Below are 14,862 nucleotides of genomic sequence, written 5' to 3'. Positions count from 1 at the left end.
TTCTTCCTCTTATTTCTCTAATTCTAATAAAACACTAAGGGCTGATAAGGCGTAAAGCGGTGCTGTTTCTGCTCGCAAAATACGAGGACCTAGGCCTGCCAAAACGGCTCCTTTAGCTTCGAAACTCTCGATTTCTGCAGGTGACAGGCCACCTTCTGGACCAAAGATAAAGAGCAGTTTGGCTCCTTTTTCAAGACCAGAGATCGCTTGTAAGAGCGCAGCGGCTTCTCCTTCTTTTGCTGATTCTTCATATGCTACTATGATAGAGTCAAACTGCTCCAACTGAGCTAGAAAATCTGCTTTTTTCTCGAAAAGCTGGATACTTGGAACAACATTACGCTTGCTTTGCTCAGCAGCTCCAAGGGCGATTTTTTCTAGTTTTTCAACCTTTTTACCCAATTTCTTGCCATCCCATTTGGCGACCGACCAATCGGCAGGAAAGGCCCAAATCTGACTGGCACCCAGTTCGGTTACTTTTTGAGTGATAAACTCCAGCTTGTCCCCCTTGGGAAAACCGAATGCAATGGTCACTTGGACTGGCAGTTCCACATTGTCAGCTAACTCTTCAACCAACTCAAACTGACGATTTTCAACATCCAAGACGCGCGCCAAGCGCTTAATTCCATCATCAAAGACCAAAGTAACCTCATCATCTTCTTTCAAGCGCATAACCTGAAACATGTGCTTGCTGGTCTCCTTGTCCTCGATGGTGACAGGTGATGTGGCAAGACCTTTTACAAAATACTGTTGCATGCTAGCCTCCAATCACACCTGAAATATCCTTGGTCTTCTTGAAGACGCAGGCATTCCATTCTCCTTGAATCATGTGGGTTTCAAGGAAAAATCCAGCTGACTCAGCCGACTCGCGCACCATGCCCCACTTGTCCTTAATAATTCCACTCATGATGAGGTAGCCTTCATCCTTGACCAAACGATAGGCATCGTCTGTCAGATGAATGAGGATATCCGCCAAGATGTTTGCCACGATGACATCTGCCTCAATCTCAACACCCTTAAGCAAGTCTCCAGCAGCAACATGGATATTTTCCATTCCAGGGTTGAGCTCAATATTTTCCTGAGCAACACGAACCGCCACATCATCCAGATCGTAGGCAAAGATTTCCTTAGCACCAAGCAGCGAGCTGGCAATGGAAAGGACACCTGAACCAGTCCCCACATCCAGCACCGTTTCGCCACCACGAAGGACCTGCTCCAAGGCAAAAAGGCTCATCTTGGTAGTTGGGTGGGTTCCTGTCCCAAAGGCCATACCAGGGTCCAGCTTGATAATCTTTTCCCCAGCAGTCGCCTCATAGTCTGTCCAAGACGGCACGATAGTCAAATCATGAGTGATACGAGCTGGTTCATAGTATTTCTTCCAGTTGTCTGCCCAGTCTTCCTCAGCCAAGGCAGTCGTCCCCATCTTGATCTCACCCAAATCCATAAAATCTGTCAATTCTGCTAGGCAAGCCTGTAAATCTGCCTCAACCACTTCCACATCTACCGTGTCAGGATAGTAGGCTGTCACTACGATTTCTTCCTGTTGCTCGACCTCTGGGAAAATCTCGCCGAAGCGGTCAACATTTCCCACATAGTCCATACTGTCTTCAATCGCGACACCTTGCGCTCCCAACTCAATCAAGAGATTGGAAACCAATTCCTCCCCCTCACGCTTCACTGTAACTTTTAACTCTTGCCATGTTTCCATATTTAAGATACCAAGCCCGTAAAACACAAAACCAAAATAGGAAATTCTCTGAAGACGCTTGTGTCTAAGAGAAGTTTATCTTTTTAGCACAGTGTTTAGGGCGGGTTCAGTTTAGAAATGTAACTGAACTATCCTTTCTATTTCTCTATGCATTTTTTCATGTAAACCATATCCATACCTTCTTTTTCAGGTTCAATATGGGTTTGATGGTAGCCGTTCTTCTCATAGAAAGCAACCATACCTTCATCCTGTAATACCGTACACAAATCCCACTGTCTAACGGTTGGAAATTCCTTTTCCAGCAATTTCAATCCTTCAGAACCATAACCTTTTCCTTGATACTGGGGCAAAATCGCTGCCGTTCCCAGCCAAGCCTCCGTCAACTCTTCATTGGTCTGAACTCGTAAAAATCCGATATTTTCTCCCTTTTCTTTCAAAAAGTAGTAATAGCTATTGGGACGCTCAACCAATTTCCACTTGATTCGTTCACGATCCTCGAGATAAGGATCATACTCATCTTGATATTTTTCATAGACAGCCTTAAAGCTAGCTCTTTGAATCGCAATGATGGTCTCCAAATCCTCTGCTCCTACTCTTTCTAGCCTAATCATAGTTACTCTCCATATAATCCCTCAATCTACCCTGCAACTGAGGTACAACTTGACTGGAAGTAAGAAATTCCTCGACATTCATTAACTGATAGCCCTGTCCTTCATCTCCAAATACAATCTGGTCAAACTGTTCTTGCGTTAACTTGCCGACTAGAAATACAGATTGTTTATCCGCAAAAAGCATACTTGGATAAATCTTACTCCAAAGCAGACAATCCTCAGTCAGATGAATTCCCAGTTCTTCATAAACTTCACGCGCCACGCACTCAAAAGGACTTTCATCCCCCTCTCGTCCACCACCGGGTAGTTCCCATATATTAGGCCAGGGAATGCTTGCCTTATCATCGCGTAAGATAGTCAGAAGCTTATCCCCACAAAACAAAGCAATCTTACAGCCTGTGAAATCAGAAATCTCTATTTCCATATTAGACTCCTTCAGTTAATTCCTTTTCCAGTTCGGCTAACCAGTTTTGATAATAGATTTTCTCATCCCGTAACATCCGGCTACTATTCATTTTCTGTCTAGCAATCTTCATAGCCTTGTGGGTTTGAACTACATCTTTCTTTACCTTAAATTGATACCAAGCTTGAATGACCTGCATATCTGCTGTTTTTATAGATAAAAAGGATTTGACCCCTCGAATACTTGCATATTCTTCCGCTTTCTTATTATCTCCTTCCATCAGAGCAACTTGAAGAAGGTATAATTGAGAAATAGTTTTAGACATTGGATTGTCTGTTTTCTCTAACACAGACTGAAACTGTTGCTTTGCAAGCTCTATATTATCATCCAATATGAATACCAACCCCTGAAGAGTCTGAACACTTTCTGCAAAACTCCCTCTCACCTCCTCATCAACAGGCATGATAAAGTCTTTTAAATCATATTCTTGAGGAGCTAGCAAGGTCTGGGCAGAATGCCTCAACATCAGGTAGGCGTATTTCGTATTTTCAGGGTGTTGTAGTAATTCCCAAATTTTTGCGCCATCGGTGATGCCGACTGGCAAAATGTTATTTAGGAAGAAAGACAAATTAAGAAAAATCCAAGTCCCTGCAAAATACCAGCTTCTTGTCAAAAATCCAAACACTATCGCCAATACTATCAAGCAAAGATGAACCATCAAGCCTCCTGAAAGCATCAGGATGATTCTTTGATCGCTTTCATCCTCTTTTAAACCAATGTATTGAGCACCAACATTTTTCAGAATGGCTGTTCTACTAAGATGAAACCTGCCTGACTTTTTGGTCAAAATAAAATGTCCTAACCCAAAAGCCACCAGCCGATAGCCTGTCAGATAACCACAAAATGCATGACCAAGCTCATGAAGAATAAAGATTACATACATGCTTAGAAAAGCAAAAGCATAACCAAAACTAAAAACTAATAATGCAGAATAGCCCAACTCTGCAAATGCGATGGTTCCACAAGCAAAAGCTAGCATAATAAGGACAAAAGCTAGCACATAAACCAAATAAGTCCCAATTTTTTTCATAAAGTCTCCAACCAACCCCTAGTATCTTGGATAAGGATAAAATTCTCCCTCTTCCAAGCCTTCTTTTCCTTCTTCAAAGACTTCTTGGTTCCATTCCATGACAAATTCCTCTGCTTCTGGGTCTTCCAAAAAGTCCATGAGGGCATCTAGCCCAACCTCGGCAGTATCTTTAAGGAATAGCGCAAAATAAGCTAAAAATTCACGAGAAAAACCTTTTTTGGGTAGGTAAGGAATGACCGTCAAATAGTCTTCCTCATTGACTGTTGACTTGGCAGGATTGTAAAAAAGCACTGCCTCCTCAAAAAGAATGTCGTCTGATGAAACCTCTCCGTCTTCATCTACCATCTCCACACCTGCAGCATTTTGCGCTTCCAATAGAAAACTCACTTCTACCGCGTGGTTGCGTTTGTCCCAACTAATCTCAAAGTCAAAGGGAAAATTCTTCTCCAACTCTTCCTCTAAAACATCTAAAAATCCGTATGTTGCCATTTTGTCCTCTTTCTATGCGACTCTTAAATCGCCCCGATTGCTCGGAAATATGCTAAAATAGATACTACCATCTTACCACATATACATCAGAAAATCCACGTTAGAAAGGACTGCTATGCCAGACAATCTCGCGCTTCGCATGCGCCCTAAAACCATCGACCAGGTCATCGGTCAGGAACATCTGATCGGGCCTGGAAAAATCATTCGTCGCATGGTGGAAGCCAACCGCCTGTCTTCCATGATTCTCTATGGCCCTCCGGGAATCGGCAAGACCAGTATTGCCTCTGCCATCGCAGGGACGACCAAGTATGCCTTTCGAACTTTCAATGCGACAGTTGATAGTAAAAAACGGCTACAAGAAATTGCGGAAGAGGCGAAATTCTCTGGAGGATTAGTCCTGTTACTGGACGAGATTCATCGTCTTGATAAGACCAAGCAAGACTTCCTCTTGCCTCTCTTGGAAAGTGGACTGGTCATCATGATTGGGGCTACGACTGAAAATCCTTTCTTTTCTGTCACTCCTGCCATTCGCAGTCGTGTTCAAATTTTTGAGTTGGAACCTCTGTCTAACCAAGACGTCAAAGAGGCCCTGCAGATAGCTCTAAGTAACCCTGAGCGTGGTTTTGATTTTCCAGTAGAACTAGATGAGGATGCGCTAGATTTCATCGCAACCTCTACAAACGGAGACCTTCGTTCTGCCTTCAACTCGCTGGACTTGGCTGTTCTTTCTACCCCTGAGAATGACGAGGGCATCCGCCATATCACTCTAGACATCATGGAAAATAGCCTGCAGCGGAGCTATATTACCATGGATAAGGATGGGGATGGGCACTATGATGTTCTCTCAGCCCTGCAAAAGTCTATCCGTGGCTCAGATGTTGATGCCAGTCTTCACTATGCTGCCCGCTTGATTGAGGCTGGTGATTTGCCAAGTCTCGCGCGTCGCTTGACTGTTATCGCCTATGAAGATATCGGTTTGGCCAATCCTGAAGCCCAGATTCACACCATGACTGCTCTGGATGCTGCACAAAGGATTGGTTTCCCAGAAGCCCGCATTCTCATTGCCAATGTCGTGATTGATTTGGCCCTTTCTCCAAAATCCAACTCAGCCTATGTGGCTATGGACAAGGCACTTGCTGACCTCAAAACATCAGGGCACTTGCCTATTCCGCGACACCTGCGTGATGGGCACTACAGTGGAAGCAAGGAACTGGGGAATGCCCAAGACTATCTCTATCCACACAACTATCCTGGAAATTGGGTCAAGCAAGACTATCTGCCAGAAAAAATTCGCAATCATCACTATTTCCAAGCAGAAGATACTGGTAAATATGAACGGGCTTTGGCTCAAAGAAAGGAAGCTATCGACCGTTTGCGAAAAATCTGAAATCCTTTTCAAAAAATTGCACTTTCCTCTTGATTTTTTTTGAAAAAGTGGTATCATATAAACATAGAAACGCTGTGGTGTACGACTTCACACTTAAGTGTTGACCGACTATTTTTTGTATTATTAGGGAAACAAAAGTCTTCTAACAGCATGTAGGCCGTCTCACACGGAAACAGCTTCAGTTAGAGCGAGTTGCCCACCTGCTTAATTGCGCGGGTTCAATACAAACCGTGAAGTTTCGGCACCAATACAGCTTTTTTCTTTGCCTCCTTAGCTCAGCTGGCAGAGCAGCGGACTCTTAATCCGTGGGTCACAGGTTCGATCCCTGTAGGGGGCATCTAAATACAACAGGAAAAGCCTTGGAACCAAGGTTTTTTTGCTTAAATAAAATTTTTTTCAAATTCTTTAGAAAACTAGCTTAAATCATAATCCAACACCAATTTTACAAATACCATAAACTAAGCTTATATACCCAAAACACAAAAAGTTCTCTTTCCATTTTGCTAGAAAGAGAACTTTTTCTTTAGGAGAAATAACTTATACTCAATGAAAATCAAAGAGCAAACTAGGAAGCTAGCCGCAAGCTGTACTTGAGTACGGTAAGGCGACGCTGACGTGGTTTGAATTTGATTTTCGAAGAGTATTAATTTTTAATCGATTCGTGATAGCTCCGCTGGCACTGTTAAGTAATAGGTTGCCGTCAAGCTTGCTTCACCTTGATTGACAAAAATCTCGATGGAATTTTTATCTAAAATAACATCCAATTCTTTGGCTTCAATATCTACATACCGTCGACTAGTGTCCTGTTCTTCTTCACCTAGAATTTTTTGAACAAGATGGCTACGATCAATGTAAACTTGCTGCGCATTACTGTCATAACCAAATTCAAGATAATCTGTATCATTTCCTAAGTGGTAATGACAATCTTTATCTATTTGGATTTGATATTGGCCTTTTTTAACAGGGAATTGTCTTAGTTTGCCATCTTCCAATCTTAGAATTCTAGGTAAAGTCATGGCACATGCCCATTTATGTTCTCGGTCATGGGTTGGAAGGGTACGCCCCCATGTCTGCATCCAAGCAATCAGGATACGACGATTTTGATCGTCCAACAATGTTTGAGGCGCATAGAAGTCTTGCCCATGATCAATTTCTTGAACTGATTCTGGGATAAAACGTTTTTCTCCCCAATCTACCTTACCCGTGAACAAAACCGATGAGTTGATGTTATGATATGAGTCTCCCTCACGCTGATAACGCATGGGTGACATAATAAGGCAACCCTTCCCATCTAACTCAAAGTAATCTGGGCATTCCCACATAAAGCCTTGGTGTTCTACCCCTTTTAAAAAAATGGATTCGAACTGCCATTCTACTAGGTTATCGGACCCTAGTAGAACGATACAGCCCACATTATCCTTGTGTTTGGCAGCTACTACGGAGTAATAGCGTCCATCTTTTTCAAAGAGTTTTGGATCACGGAAATCAGCAGCAATTAACTCATCTGGCAAATCTGCTCCAGTTGCAACTGGATTTTGTTCAATCTTTTCAAAGTGAATCCCGTCGTCTGAAAATGCCATATTCTGCACTTGACGAACACCGGTTTCTTCTTCGATGTGACCAGTATACATGAGCCAGAGGCGATCGTCTTTGACGATAGCTGATCCTGAGAAGCAACCATTGCGGTCGTAGTCTTGGTCAGGAGCAAGTGCCACTGGCAAGTGCTCCCAAGTCACCAAGTCCTTACTTTTAGCATGTCCCCAGTGCATAGGCCCCCAAACACTATCATATGGATAGAATTGATAAAAGAGATGGTATTCTCCACGAAAATAGACAAATCCATTCGGATCATTGATCCAACCAATCTCAGCTGAAAAATGTTCTTCAGGCTTATATTGAGTATTTACGAGATATTTATTTTCTGCTATAAAACGATTTGCTTTTTCTACTGTGTATTTCTTATCTCCCATAATCAACCTCTAGTTTTTGTTTGCTTGGTATTGGTCGTAGTATTTTTGTTTAATAGCGAGGTAATCTGAAAGTCCGTATTTTTCAAGTTCTTTCTTGTAATCATCCCACTCAGCATCAATATTGCCATTTACAATCCATTCAGCGCGCTTGCGGTAGATATAGTCATTCATATCTGCCTCGATGTGGGCAATCTTATCCAGATCTTCCTGTGTCATAAAGACTCTTGGATAGTTATTGTCATTGCTCATGTAAGGAACATAATATTCTTTGATAAGATCCAAACGCCATTTGGCATCATCTGGCATAGTTGTCACTTTACCATAGTATGAATCTAGGATAGCTAGTGGTCCTCCTACTTCAGTCTTTTGACGAAGTTCTGCTGGTGCAGTTCCGTTTAGTGGTAAGTGTTTGAGGCTGTTAGTTGCTTGGTCAAATTCAAAGATATTTTGTTGCTTGTCATCTCCGTAAGTTCCCCAGTTATTTTGCACAGATTGGAGTGGAGCGTATTGTGCATCAATCCATTTAGCTGTCAATTCTAGGTTTTTGTTTACACTGGTAATAACCATCTTGTCACGTGCAAATCCCATACCGTTTGTACGAGCTACGTGTTTTTGACCACTTGGTCCAGCAAGTACTGGTAAAACATCATAACTTTCATTACTTCCAGTAACATTACTCTTATCCCATGTAAAGTAAACACCAAATTTCTGATCATGACCTTTAGCAATGTAACTATTCCAATCATGTTCGAAAGCTTCTTTATCAATCAAGCCTTTTTCTTGTAATTGACGGATAAATTTGACACCTTCTTTATAGTTATCATTATCTGCTGTGAAGTCAACTTTGCCATCATTTCCAACTACTAAATGATCATCGTTATCCCCTATACCAAATGCAGCAAATAGGAATTTAAAATCTTCGTTTCCGTTACCACTAATAAATGTAAATGGAATTTCATCAGCCTCTCCATTTCCATTTGGATCCCCGTTTTTGAAAGCTTCTAGGACTTTAATCAAATCATCAGTAGTTTTTGGCATTTCAAGACCAAGTTTCTTAAGCCAATCTTTGTTAATCCAAGCCATATCGTTGACACTGTGGATTGACTCTTTACCAGCTCCAAGCTCTTCAATCCATGGGAATGAGTAAATGTGCCCATCAGGTGCTGTCATCAATGCCTTGTATTCTGGTTTCTCATCCAAAATTTTCTTAAGATTTGGCATGTATTTATCAATCAAATCTTCAACTGGAATAATAACACCTTTTTTAGCCCAGTTCATCAAGTCCACATCTGAAGCTCCGTCGTTGTGGATAGCATCTGGTAGATCACCACTAGAAATATCCAAGTTACGTTTTTCTGCAAAGTCGGATTGGTAGTTGGTCCAGTCAATATGAACACCAGTTTCCTTCTCCAAACGTTGCAAAATCAATTTTTCATTTGGGTCTTTGGGTGCTAACGGTGAACTGGCTGTCATAAACTTCAATGTTTTCTTTTCTTGAAGCGGGAATGTTACACCTTCCAACTTATAATCTGGACTTGAAGCTGTATTTTTTGAGCCACAGGCTGCAAGTACTGCTAAACTAGCTGTCAACAAAACTGCTGATTTTGAGAATGTTTTGAATTTCATGAGAAAACTCCTTTTATTTTTTCTTTTTTTATCCTTTAAGTGAACCAGCCATAATTCCTTTATCAAAGTATTTTTGGAAGAATGGATACATAACAATCAATGGCAAGCTGGAAATGACAATAGTTGCGTATTTAATCAATTCAGCTAAACGTTTCATTTCATTCATAGCCGCTTGTGCTCCAATCATGTCTTGACCTGGTTGGCTCTGAATGAGAATTTTACGAAGTACAAGTTGCAATGGTTCCAAATTTGGATCCTTGATATAAATCATTGCATCAAAGTATGAGTTCCACTGGCCGACAAAAGCATAGAGGAAGAGAACAAACATAATTGGTTTTGCAAGAGGAAGCATGATTTTGAAGAAAATCTGTAAATCATTTGCACCATCAATGACGGCTGCTTCTACCAATTCTTCAGGCAATCCTTGGAAATAGGCCCTAGCAAGAATAATATTCCAAACATTGACAGCACCGGGAACGATGATAGCCCATGGAGTATTGAGCATTCCCAAATCTTTTACCAGCAAGTAAGTTGGGACTAAACCACCACCAAAGAACATGGTCACAATCAAGAAGTAGTTAATCCAACGGCGCCCTACCAAGTCTTTCTTAGAAAGAGGATAAGCTGTAAACACAGATAGCAAGACTGTTAAAGCCGCAAAGCCAAAAGAGTATAGTAGAGAATTGATAAAACCTCTTAGAATAGATTGGTCACTGAATACACGCTGGTAACCTTCTACCGTCCAATCGGCTGGATTAAAGCTAATTCCTCTACTAACCAGAACCTTAGGATCCATAAAGGATGCTACGACGATATAAAGTAAAGGAAGCAAAGTCATCAAAACGATAAAGACAATAATGATTTTATTTAAGAGTAAGATACGTCTATCAAATTTTGTATCCATAATCGAATTTTTCATACTTCCCTCCTTAAATTCCTTCACCATTATTCATGCGTTTAACGATTTGGTTAACCGCGACTAGCAATACTACGTTAATCACTGCATTAAACAAACCAACCGCTGTTGAGTAAGAATAGTCACCTGATACAAGACCAACTTTATAGACATATGTAGAGATAATTTCAGAAGTTGGCAAGTTCAACGATGTCTGCATCAGGAATGCTTTTTCATATCCGACATTCATGATTCCACCTGCAGCTAAAACAAATTGGATAACCATAATAGGCTTAAGAGCTGGAATATCAATGTGCCAGATTCGTTGGAAGATATTGGCTCCATCCAGTCGTGCTGCTTCTACTAAGGCTGGATCTACATTTACCAACGTTGCCGTGTAGAGCGTTGAAGCCCACCCCATTCCTTGCCAGATACCACTAAAGATGTATAAAGGTCTAAAGAAGTCTGGATTTGTCAAGAAGTCAGCCTTCATTCCAAACATAGAGAGAAAATTGTTAATTGGTCCTCCCACTGAAAAGAAAAGGAAAATCATACCAACGATAACAACGACTGAGATAAAGTTTGGTGCGTATAAAATGAGCTGAATTCGTTTTTTAACTTTTTCACTCAAGAGTTGATTGAGCATAATAGCAAGAATGATTGGTGGTAAAAAGCCAAGCAATAAACCATAGATACTTAATTTTAAAGTATTGGCTAACAAGATACCAAAGTTAGGAGAGGATATGAATTTTGTAAACTCAGAAAAACCAATCCAATCACTCCCTAAAATTCCTTTTAAGGGATTATAATCTTTAAATGCGATTAAAACCCCATACATAGGGATGTATTTAAAGATAAAGGTTAAAACTAAACCAGGGACAGTCATCAATAACAAGAGTTTTTGTTTCTTGATTCTTTCCCAAAGAGAAACTTGCTTCGCTTTGCTATTCATAGCAACCTCCTTTTTTGAAACGTTTCATTTTTTCCTAGAAAAGATAGCGCTTGGCGCTGTCTATTTATTTCTTTTTTGAAACGTTTCATTTTTGTTCTAAAAAAATAAATCTTTTTTATCTGAATTCATTCTATCATTGATAGCGCTTTCTGTCAAGACTTATTTTCACTTTTTGTTGTTTTTCCTTCAACAAATTTTACTGGTAGGATTGTCTGCAAATTAACAGTCTTTCCTTCTATGATATCAAATAGGATTCGTACAGCTTCTCTAGCCATTTCCTCCAGGGGTTGCTCAATTGTTGAAAGTAGATAATCTCTATCTCCAGCCATTTTAATTCCATCATATCCAATAATTTGGACATCATGAGGAATATGTTTGCCATTTTTTTCTAGTATATCAATAACATCTAAAGCTGTAAAGTCGTTAATTGTAAAAATTCCATCTATAGAAGAATTTTCTTCCAAGAAACTCTCTAGCTTCCCATGATAGTCAGTAACTGTCTCATCCAAATCAAAAATACTAAGAGGTATTTTATGCTCTTGGACATACTTTTCAAAGGAAATTCTACGACGTTTGGTTTCATTAATGGTTGTATTATGTCCGCCCACAAAGGCTAAATGCTGACATCCTTTACTAATTAATTGTTTAGCTGCTTCTCTTCCACCTGCATCATTATCTGATGAAACACAAGGAATGGCAATATCTGAGTATGTACGGTCAATACTGACAAAGGGAATTCCTGACGACAGGTAATGTTCAATTGGACTATAGGTAATAGCAACCACTCCATCAACTTTATTATGACGCAACATCTCCAGGTAGTCTTGCTCTCGATTTGTACCATTTATGGAACATAAGAGTAATTTATTATTCCTCTTATAGACTTCATTTTCCACATGCATAGCAAATTCTGAAAAAAAAGGATGCCAGATACTTGGTACAATGATTGCAATCGTTTCTGTTCGATTTTTTTTCATTCCTCTAGCATAGTAATCTGGAATGTAATTCAAAGTTTTAATCGCTTGTTCCACTTTTTTCAAAGTTACTTCTTTAATACCTTTTTCTTTATTAATCACACGTGAAACTGTTCCAACACTAACTCCTGCTTCTAAAGCAACATCTTTCATGGTAATTGATTTTCTTTGTTCTACCATCTTATCACCTCCTTTCAATATATAGTATCATGCAAACGCTTTTTTAGCAACTATTTCTCAATCATTTTTGTCCAGACCCTTTTTCCCATCATGAATAAAATCACTCCAATTAGCTTTTGAAAATACTTCAATTTTCATATGTAAACATCTACATAAAACAGGAAAAGACTTTTTTTGCTTTCTATCTCCTCTTTTTCATGATGTATTTTCGTTCAGGTGCTTCAATCATTTGAACGATTTCAAATCCTTCTTTTTGATAGAGGTGCTTGGCTGCTTGATTTGCCTCGAAGACATTTAGGGAAATACTATCTATGTCTCCACTGTCAAAGACCAAACTAACAAATTTCCTTAAAGCCTGGCTACCTAAGACTTGCCCCTGTTTCTGGGGATTGATAAAAAATCTTCCAATATGAAGATTCTTGTCTTCTAGCCTGATTTTCTGGATAAGCCCCACAAACTCTTGTCCTTCAAAGATTGAAAAGATTCCTTCCAAATCTTGCAAAACTTGAATTGTCAAGGGAAAAGGAATCATTGTGCCCATCCATTGTTCTTGAAAGGATTTGCCAAGAGAGTTGGACCATTGACATACGAGCTGAGCGTTTTCTGTACTCACCTTTTCTTCAAAACGAATTATCATCTTTGCCTCACCATCTTATCTATGTTTCTCCATTATACTACTTCTCCCATTTTTTACGAATAGATAAGTATGATTGATTTTTATTTTTTTCTTGTCGGGAGCATTCTCGCTTCCTTTCTTGGTTTGCTCATTGACCGTTTTCCTGAGCAATCCATTATCCAACCTGCTAGTCACTGCGATTCCTGTCAGACTCCCTTGCGTCCCTTAGATTTGATTCCTATTTTCTCGCAGGTCTTTCATCTCTTTCGCTGTCGCTACTGCAAGGCTCCTTATCCTGTCTGGTATGCCCTTTTTGAACTAGGCTTAGGGCTCCTCTTTCTATCTTGGTCTTGGGGCTTTCTTTCCTTGGGGCAAGTCGTCCTAATCACCGCTGGTTTGACCTTGGGCATCTACGACTTTCGCCATCAGGAATATCCCTTACTGGTCTGGATGACTTTCCACCTAATCCTCATGGCCTGTTCTGGCTGGAATCTAGTCATGGTCTTCTTCCTTGTCCTTGGAATGTTGGCTCATTTTATCGATATCCGCATGGGCGCAGGGGATTTTCTCTTTTTAGCTTCTTGTGCTCTCGTCTTTAGCGCAACCGAGTTACTCATCTTGATTCAGTTTGCTTCTGAGACGGGCATCCTAGCCTTTCTCCTGCAAAAGAAAAAGGAAAGACTTCCTTTTGTGCCTTTCCTCTTACTTGCTGCTTGTGTGATTATTTTTGGTAAGCTACTGCTTGTTTGATAAAGTCCAATTTCTGCCATATGTCCTTCATGAAATTATTTCACAGTTAAATTATAAATTATTTCTTTTATACAAAGGAATGATGTTATCAAATCGATCCGTTCTTTTATCTTCTTGATACTGATCAAAAAATTTCATTTCGACTGAAAATATTTCGCTTATAAACTGTAAACGAATACTTTGTTTAGACACTATAGTCGCTAGACTGACTAGATGATTACTCAAAACGACGTCCAGAATACTCTTTACTTTGCTTGGTTTTTTAACAAAAATTTGATCATCCAGAGGTTCTATCATTTTGTAACCTTTTTGCGCAATTTGACGATAAAAGTAAGAATGTTGCTTTGGAGTCAATAATCCTAACTTAAAAGCTCGATACTCTAAAGCCTGTATCGAAACATTCAAATCCGACTTCAATAAAATATAACTATCAGGATTGCTGACACGCTTGCCAACCCTCTCTTCAAATTTGACTAAAAACTCTTCTTTTGGCAATAAAAAACATGATGCAAAATAATTTGCTTCTTGCTCCAAACGATCGCCATCTTCATTCATATCTTTATATTTGTGTAAAAGAATATGTCCTAGCTCATGAGCTAAGTCAAAATTTCGACGTACAGATGATTTATTCGTTCCCAACACAATATAAGGTCTTCCCAATTTTGACCATGCGCTATAAGCATCAGCTTGGCCATTAATTAATCGTTCCACGATATAGATGCCTGAACGTTCTAATTTATAAAGCAAATCATGATTAGCTTTTGAAATACCTAATTTTTCCCTGGCATAAAGAGCCAATTCCTCAATGGATTCTCCCTTATGATAAGATTCACTCACTACATTACTTAGGTCATGAATTGTAATATTAGGTATAATTACAAAACTTTCAAAATAATCAATCAAACTATCTACCTTATGTAAATACATAGTTTGAATATCTATTGTTTTCCGTGTTGCTAGGTCTGCATTTCTAAAGGCAATTACAGAAGAATCAAATCGAATACTTTCTTCTTCTTGTTCAAAATAAGTTAAATCAACATGAAATTGGTTGGCCAAATGCATTTTGGTTGATAATTTAGGTTTCGTTTCGTTGGACTCAAACTGCCAAATGGCTTGTTCCGTTAAATCAATTCTCTGAGCTAATTCTGCTCTACTTAAACCATTTAACAGCCGTAATTCTTTCAATACCCGACCATTAAACATTTACATACTCC

General features: G+C 39.7%; 15 protein-coding genes and 1 tRNA gene. 3 read left to right on the top strand and 13 right to left on the bottom strand.

Features of this window, described 5'->3' with window-relative positions; translation table 11 throughout:
- Positions 1-9 precede the first annotated feature (9 nt).
- From ACLV7Q_RS02330 to ACLV7Q_RS02305, 6 genes are all read right to left on the bottom strand, one after another.
- Positions 10-753: a 16S rRNA (uracil(1498)-N(3))-methyltransferase gene (locus ACLV7Q_RS02330; protein ID WP_218757396.1), complete on the bottom strand. Its 744-nt coding sequence runs from the start codon at positions 751-753 to the stop codon at positions 10-12.
- Position 754: 1 nt separating this feature from the next.
- Positions 755-1,705, bottom strand: a complete 951-nt coding sequence (gene prmA, locus ACLV7Q_RS02325) for a 50S ribosomal protein L11 methyltransferase (protein WP_218757395.1) — start codon at positions 1,703-1,705, stop codon at positions 755-757.
- Between the two features lie 137 nt (positions 1,706-1,842).
- On the bottom strand, positions 1,843-2,316 hold the full coding sequence (locus tag ACLV7Q_RS02320) for a GNAT family N-acetyltransferase (RefSeq protein ID WP_218757394.1): 474 nt from the start codon (positions 2,314-2,316) through the stop codon (positions 1,843-1,845).
- Entirely contained in the window at positions 2,309-2,740 is a 432-nt protein-coding gene (locus ACLV7Q_RS02315; RefSeq protein WP_218757393.1) for an NUDIX hydrolase, read from the bottom strand. Before ACLV7Q_RS02315 ends, ACLV7Q_RS02320 begins: the two co-directional genes overlap by 8 nt.
- 1 nt (position 2,741) lies before the next feature.
- A complete protein-coding gene (locus ACLV7Q_RS02310) occupies positions 2,742-3,809 on the bottom strand; it encodes a M50 family metallopeptidase (protein ID WP_218757392.1) in 1,068 nt (355 codons plus the stop codon).
- 18 nt (positions 3,810-3,827) lie between these two features.
- Positions 3,828-4,298, bottom strand: coding sequence for a DUF3013 family protein (locus ACLV7Q_RS02305; RefSeq protein ID WP_077804782.1), 471 nt, complete (start codon positions 4,296-4,298; stop codon positions 3,828-3,830).
- Positions 4,299-4,413: 115 nt separating this feature from the next.
- Here ACLV7Q_RS02305 and ACLV7Q_RS02300 point away from each other — a divergent pair, with 115 nt between their 5' ends.
- The gene (locus ACLV7Q_RS02300; protein ID WP_218757391.1) at positions 4,414-5,685 is read left to right on the top strand and encodes a replication-associated recombination protein A; all 1,272 of its coding nucleotides are present in this window, start codon (positions 4,414-4,416) and stop codon (positions 5,683-5,685) included.
- 264 nt (positions 5,686-5,949) lie between these two features.
- Positions 5,950-6,022, top strand: a tRNA-Lys gene (locus ACLV7Q_RS02295).
- Between the two features lie 313 nt (positions 6,023-6,335).
- On the opposite strand, the gene ACLV7Q_RS02290 is transcribed toward ACLV7Q_RS02295, so the two are convergent.
- The 6 genes from ACLV7Q_RS02290 to ACLV7Q_RS02265 all read right to left on the bottom strand — a co-directional run bounded on the left by ACLV7Q_RS02290 (position 6,336) and on the right by ACLV7Q_RS02265 (position 12,919).
- Positions 6,336-7,655 (bottom strand): glycoside hydrolase family 32 protein, encoded by a 1,320-nt coding sequence (locus ACLV7Q_RS02290; protein WP_218757390.1) that lies wholly within the window; start codon positions 7,653-7,655, stop codon positions 6,336-6,338.
- Between the two features lie 9 nt (positions 7,656-7,664).
- Positions 7,665-9,281, bottom strand: a complete 1,617-nt coding sequence (locus ACLV7Q_RS02285; RefSeq protein ID WP_173219598.1) for an ABC transporter substrate-binding protein — start codon at positions 9,279-9,281, stop codon at positions 7,665-7,667.
- 28 nt (positions 9,282-9,309) lie between these two features.
- On the bottom strand, positions 9,310-10,200 hold the full coding sequence (locus tag ACLV7Q_RS02280) for a carbohydrate ABC transporter permease (RefSeq protein WP_050306002.1): 891 nt from the start codon (positions 10,198-10,200) through the stop codon (positions 9,310-9,312).
- A 10-nt stretch (positions 10,201-10,210) separates the two neighbouring features.
- The gene (locus ACLV7Q_RS02275) at positions 10,211-11,128 is read right to left on the bottom strand and encodes an ABC transporter permease (RefSeq protein WP_001084979.1); all 918 of its coding nucleotides are present in this window, start codon (positions 11,126-11,128) and stop codon (positions 10,211-10,213) included.
- 152 nt (positions 11,129-11,280) lie between these two features.
- A complete protein-coding gene (locus ACLV7Q_RS02270; RefSeq protein ID WP_218757389.1) occupies positions 11,281-12,282 on the bottom strand; it encodes a LacI family DNA-binding transcriptional regulator in 1,002 nt (333 codons plus the stop codon).
- Positions 12,283-12,463: 181 nt separating this feature from the next.
- Positions 12,464-12,919, bottom strand: coding sequence for a GNAT family N-acetyltransferase (locus ACLV7Q_RS02265; protein WP_218757388.1), 456 nt, complete (start codon positions 12,917-12,919; stop codon positions 12,464-12,466).
- 69 nt (positions 12,920-12,988) lie between these two features.
- Between ACLV7Q_RS02265 and ACLV7Q_RS02260 the strand changes: the two genes are divergently transcribed.
- The gene (locus ACLV7Q_RS02260) at positions 12,989-13,648 is read left to right on the top strand and encodes a prepilin peptidase (protein ID WP_218757387.1); all 660 of its coding nucleotides are present in this window, start codon (positions 12,989-12,991) and stop codon (positions 13,646-13,648) included.
- Positions 13,649-13,699: 51 nt separating this feature from the next.
- On the opposite strand, the gene ACLV7Q_RS02255 is transcribed toward ACLV7Q_RS02260, so the two are convergent.
- Complete coding sequence (locus ACLV7Q_RS02255) at positions 13,700-14,851, bottom strand: ImmA/IrrE family metallo-endopeptidase (protein WP_218757386.1); 1,152 nt, start codon at positions 14,849-14,851, stop codon at positions 13,700-13,702.
- Positions 14,852-14,862 lie beyond the last annotated feature (11 nt).

The sequence above is a fragment of the Streptococcus mitis genome, assembly GCF_965111725.1.
GTDB lineage: Bacteria > Bacillota > Bacilli > Lactobacillales > Streptococcaceae > Streptococcus > Streptococcus mitis_DV.
The sequence above is the reverse complement of the archived record's forward strand: the minus strand, read 5'-3'. Positions and strand labels throughout refer to the sequence as shown.